Here is a 3,137-nt window from a genome sequence, read left to right as displayed (position 1 = left end):
AAAGCCTGTTTTATTACGTTGTTGTCCCTTAAAATGAAAATACTTTCACCTTTCGGGATTGATCTGACGTATCTTTTTATGTCCGGTGGCAGGTTGTAATAAATGCTAAGAGGCAGCGAATTTTGTTTTAAAAAACCGTAAAAGGTGTCTTTATTCCCCCATTTTTGTATATCGACTTTATAAGCTAATACGAAAACGGGAATAATTAAAAAAAATAAAAATTTTTTCACTTAACGAATCCTTCAATCATTTTTATTCCGTCACTGCCGCCGAGCAGACTTTCCATCGCCCTTTCGGGATGAGGCATAAGTCCGAATACGTTTTTGTTTTCGTTGCATATTCCGGCTATCGCATCAATGCTGCCGTTAGGGTTTAATTCGTTTCCTTCGGCATCGCAGTATTTTAAAATAACCTGTCCGTTGTCATACATCTTTTTAAGTGTGTCTTCATCTACTTTATAGTTACCTTCGGCATGTGCGATTGGAATGTTGACGATATCGCCCTTCTTTAGGTTCTGTAAAAATTTATTGTTATTGTCCACTACTTTCAGATGGTGAAATTTGGATATAAAATGGAGGTTTTCGTTTCTTGTCATTCCGCCGGGAAGCAGGTGCGATTCTAAAAGAATCTGAAAACCGTTGCATATTCCCAAAACATATCCGCCTTTATCGGCAAATTCCTTTACCTCACGCATTACGGGGGAAAATCTGGCGATTGCACCGCTTCTTAAATAATCCCCGTAGCTGAAACCGCCGGGCAGTACCACCAAATCGGGGTTTTTCAAGTCGTGTTCGTTATGCCATACGAATTCAACCTCGGCGCCGATTTTTTCAAATGCCCATTTCGTGTCCCTGTCACAGTTAGTGCCCGGGAAGACGATAACCGTTACTTTCATTATTTTACCTCTATTTCATAGTTTTCAATGACAGGATTGGCCAACAGTTCGTTTGCGGCTTTTTCGGCCGTTTTAATCGCTTCTTCTTTGTCGTCGGTATCTATTTCAAGCAGTATCTGTTTTCCTACCCTCACACCGTTTACATTTTTAAAACCCAATGTTTCGAGTGCATGATGAACCGCTTTTCCCTGAGGATCAAGAACACCTTTTTTTAAGTGAACGTTTACAGCAACTATCATTTTACTTCCTTTAATCTGTTTAGTACTTCCGTATATGCTTCTTTTATGTTTCCTAAATTAAATCTGAAAAGATCTTTGTCAAGTTTTTTACCTGTTTCTTTATCCCATAGCCGGCAAGAATCGGGCGTGATTTCATCGGCTAAGATGATGTTTCCGTTTTCGTCCCTTCCGAATTCGATTTTAAAGTCTACCAAAGTTAAGCCCACTTTGTCAAAAAAACTACTTAAAAATTCATTCACTTTAAGCCCGTATTCTCTTAATAAATCAAGTTCTTTTCTGTCTTTAACAAGTTCAAGTACCATTGCATGATCATCATTTATTAACGGGTCGTTTAATTCGTCGTTTTTGTAATAAAATTCCACTATCGTAAAAGGAAGTTTTGTTCCTTCTTTTAAGCCCAGTCTTTTTGCAAGAGATCCCGCCGCAATGTTTCTTACCACAACTTCTATTAAGATAATATCGACCTTTTTAACGAGCTGTTTAGTTTCGTCTATCTGTCTGATTAGGTGTGTGGGTATGCCTTCTTTTTCAAGCGCTTCGAAAATAAGCGTTGTAATGGCGCAGTTAAGGGCGCCTTTGCCGCTTTCTTCATCCGCTTTTTCACCGTTAAACGCTGTTAAAGAATCTTTGAATTCACAGATTACCTCATTTGGTTTGTCCGTTTCGTATATTCTTTTTGCCTTGCCTTCATATAAGAGTTTCATTTTGCTCCTTTGCTTATGATTAACGCTTTTAATATGTTCGCACCTGTAAGCAGCTGCAAATCGCCGTCAATTTTTTGTATGTTTTTGTTTTCTTTTTTAATTTTTTTCTTGTTTATTTTTTTAAGTTCCGCTTTTAAATGGGCTTTAAGGTTGGCTTCTTTAATTTCCGCTTCTGTCAAGTTTTTCTCTTCGACTTTTCCGGGATGTACTATTATATCCGGTGTGACCCCCTTAGCCTGTATTGTCCTTCCGCTCGGCAGGTAATATCTTGCGACGGTCAGTCTTATAGCCTCGTTTTTATTAACGGGCAGAATCGCCTGAACGCTTCCTTTTCCGAACGTTTTTTCCCCAACTATTACCGCCCGTCTGTGATCCTGAAGGCCGCCGCTTACTATTTCGCTCGCACTTGCGCTTCCGCCGTTGACTAACACCACTATAGGGATGTTTTTATATGTTCCCGCACTGTGGGCGTAGTAGACTTCGTTTTCGCTTTTAACCCTTCCTTTTTGCGATACGAGTACGCCTTTATCTATAAACAGATCAAGCGTTCCGACCGCCTGGTTCAAAAGTCCTCCGGGGTTGTTTCTTAAGTCTATTATAATCCCCTTTTTGCCGTCTTTTTTAAGTTGAGGGAGAATTTTTTTGAGTTTGGGAACCACGTTTTTGTCAAATGATGATATTCTTATATATTCTATCTGCGGGTAGTTTTCCAAATTTTTGGCTTTTACGGATTCTATTTTGATAATCCCCCTTGTTATTACCACCTCAAAAGGTTTTTGGCCTTTTCTGACAATCGTAAGGGTGATTTTCGTTCCGGGTTTTCCCCTCATAAGATTAACAGCCTCGTCAAGCGTCATATCTATAGTAGCTTTGTCGTTGATTTTAAGAATGATGTCACCCGCTTTGATGCCCGCTTTGTATGCAGGTGTGTCGTCGATTGGCGAAATTACGGTTAAAACACCGCTTCTCATTCCTACAACAATACCCAGACCCCCGAATTCACCGCTCGTTTGAACTTTTAATTCCTTGTAGGCTTTTTTATCGAGATAGCTTGAATGGGCGTCAAGCTCCGGCAAAAGACCCTTAAGGGCTTTGTTTATTATGGTGGTGGTGTTAATGTCGTCGACATAATAAGCCTCGATCATATTGACCACTTTTACGAATTTTTCGTATGCGGCGAGTCTTGTCTGCTGATTTTCGGCGAATAACGAAGTGATTATTACAAATGCGATAAATATTTTTCTCAATTCGGCTCCTTGGAGTTTTTGAAATTTTAACAAAAAAAAAGTAAAAGGGGAT

Annotated in this window: 4 protein-coding genes and 1 pseudogene; all 5 read right to left on the bottom strand. The window is 39.5% G+C overall.

Annotated features, from left to right (window positions below; translation table 11 throughout):
• Window positions 1-230, bottom strand: a pseudogene (locus ACXJIE_RS08320) (peptidoglycan DD-metalloendopeptidase family protein); the annotation flags it as partial.
• On the bottom strand, window positions 227-895 hold the full coding sequence (gene purQ, locus ACXJIE_RS08315) for a phosphoribosylformylglycinamidine synthase subunit PurQ (RefSeq protein ID WP_456480508.1): 669 nt from the start codon (window positions 893-895) through the stop codon (window positions 227-229). The pseudogene ACXJIE_RS08320 and the gene purQ, both read right to left, overlap by 4 nt.
• Window positions 895-1,134 (bottom strand): phosphoribosylformylglycinamidine synthase subunit PurS, encoded by a 240-nt coding sequence (gene purS / locus ACXJIE_RS08310; protein ID WP_456480507.1) that lies wholly within the window; start codon window positions 1,132-1,134, stop codon window positions 895-897. Before purS ends, purQ begins: the two co-directional genes overlap by 1 nt.
• The gene (purC, locus tag ACXJIE_RS08305; protein WP_456480506.1) at window positions 1,131-1,838 is read right to left on the bottom strand and encodes a phosphoribosylaminoimidazolesuccinocarboxamide synthase; all 708 of its coding nucleotides are present in this window, start codon (window positions 1,836-1,838) and stop codon (window positions 1,131-1,133) included. Before purC ends, purS begins: the two co-directional genes overlap by 4 nt.
• Window positions 1,835-3,085 (bottom strand): S41 family peptidase, encoded by a 1,251-nt coding sequence (locus ACXJIE_RS08300; RefSeq protein WP_456480505.1) that lies wholly within the window; start codon window positions 3,083-3,085, stop codon window positions 1,835-1,837. The genes purC and ACXJIE_RS08300 overlap by 4 nt, the downstream gene beginning before the upstream one ends.
• Window positions 3,086-3,137: the final 52 nt, after the last annotated feature.

It is taken from the genome of Nautilia sp. (genome assembly GCF_053994455.1).
This window is presented reverse-complemented; position numbering and strand designations above follow the sequence as displayed.

Coding starts and splice junctions, on each gene's coding strand:
- purC (WP_456480506.1), bottom strand. CDS start 1,838: ATGAAACTCTTATATGAAGGCAAGGCAAAAAGAATATACGAAACGGAC.
- purS (WP_456480507.1), bottom strand. CDS start 1,134: ATGATAGTTGCTGTAAACGTTCACTTAAAAAAAGGTGTTCTTGATCCT.
- purQ (WP_456480508.1), bottom strand. CDS start 895: ATGAAAGTAACGGTTATCGTCTTCCCGGGCACTAACTGTGACAGGGAC.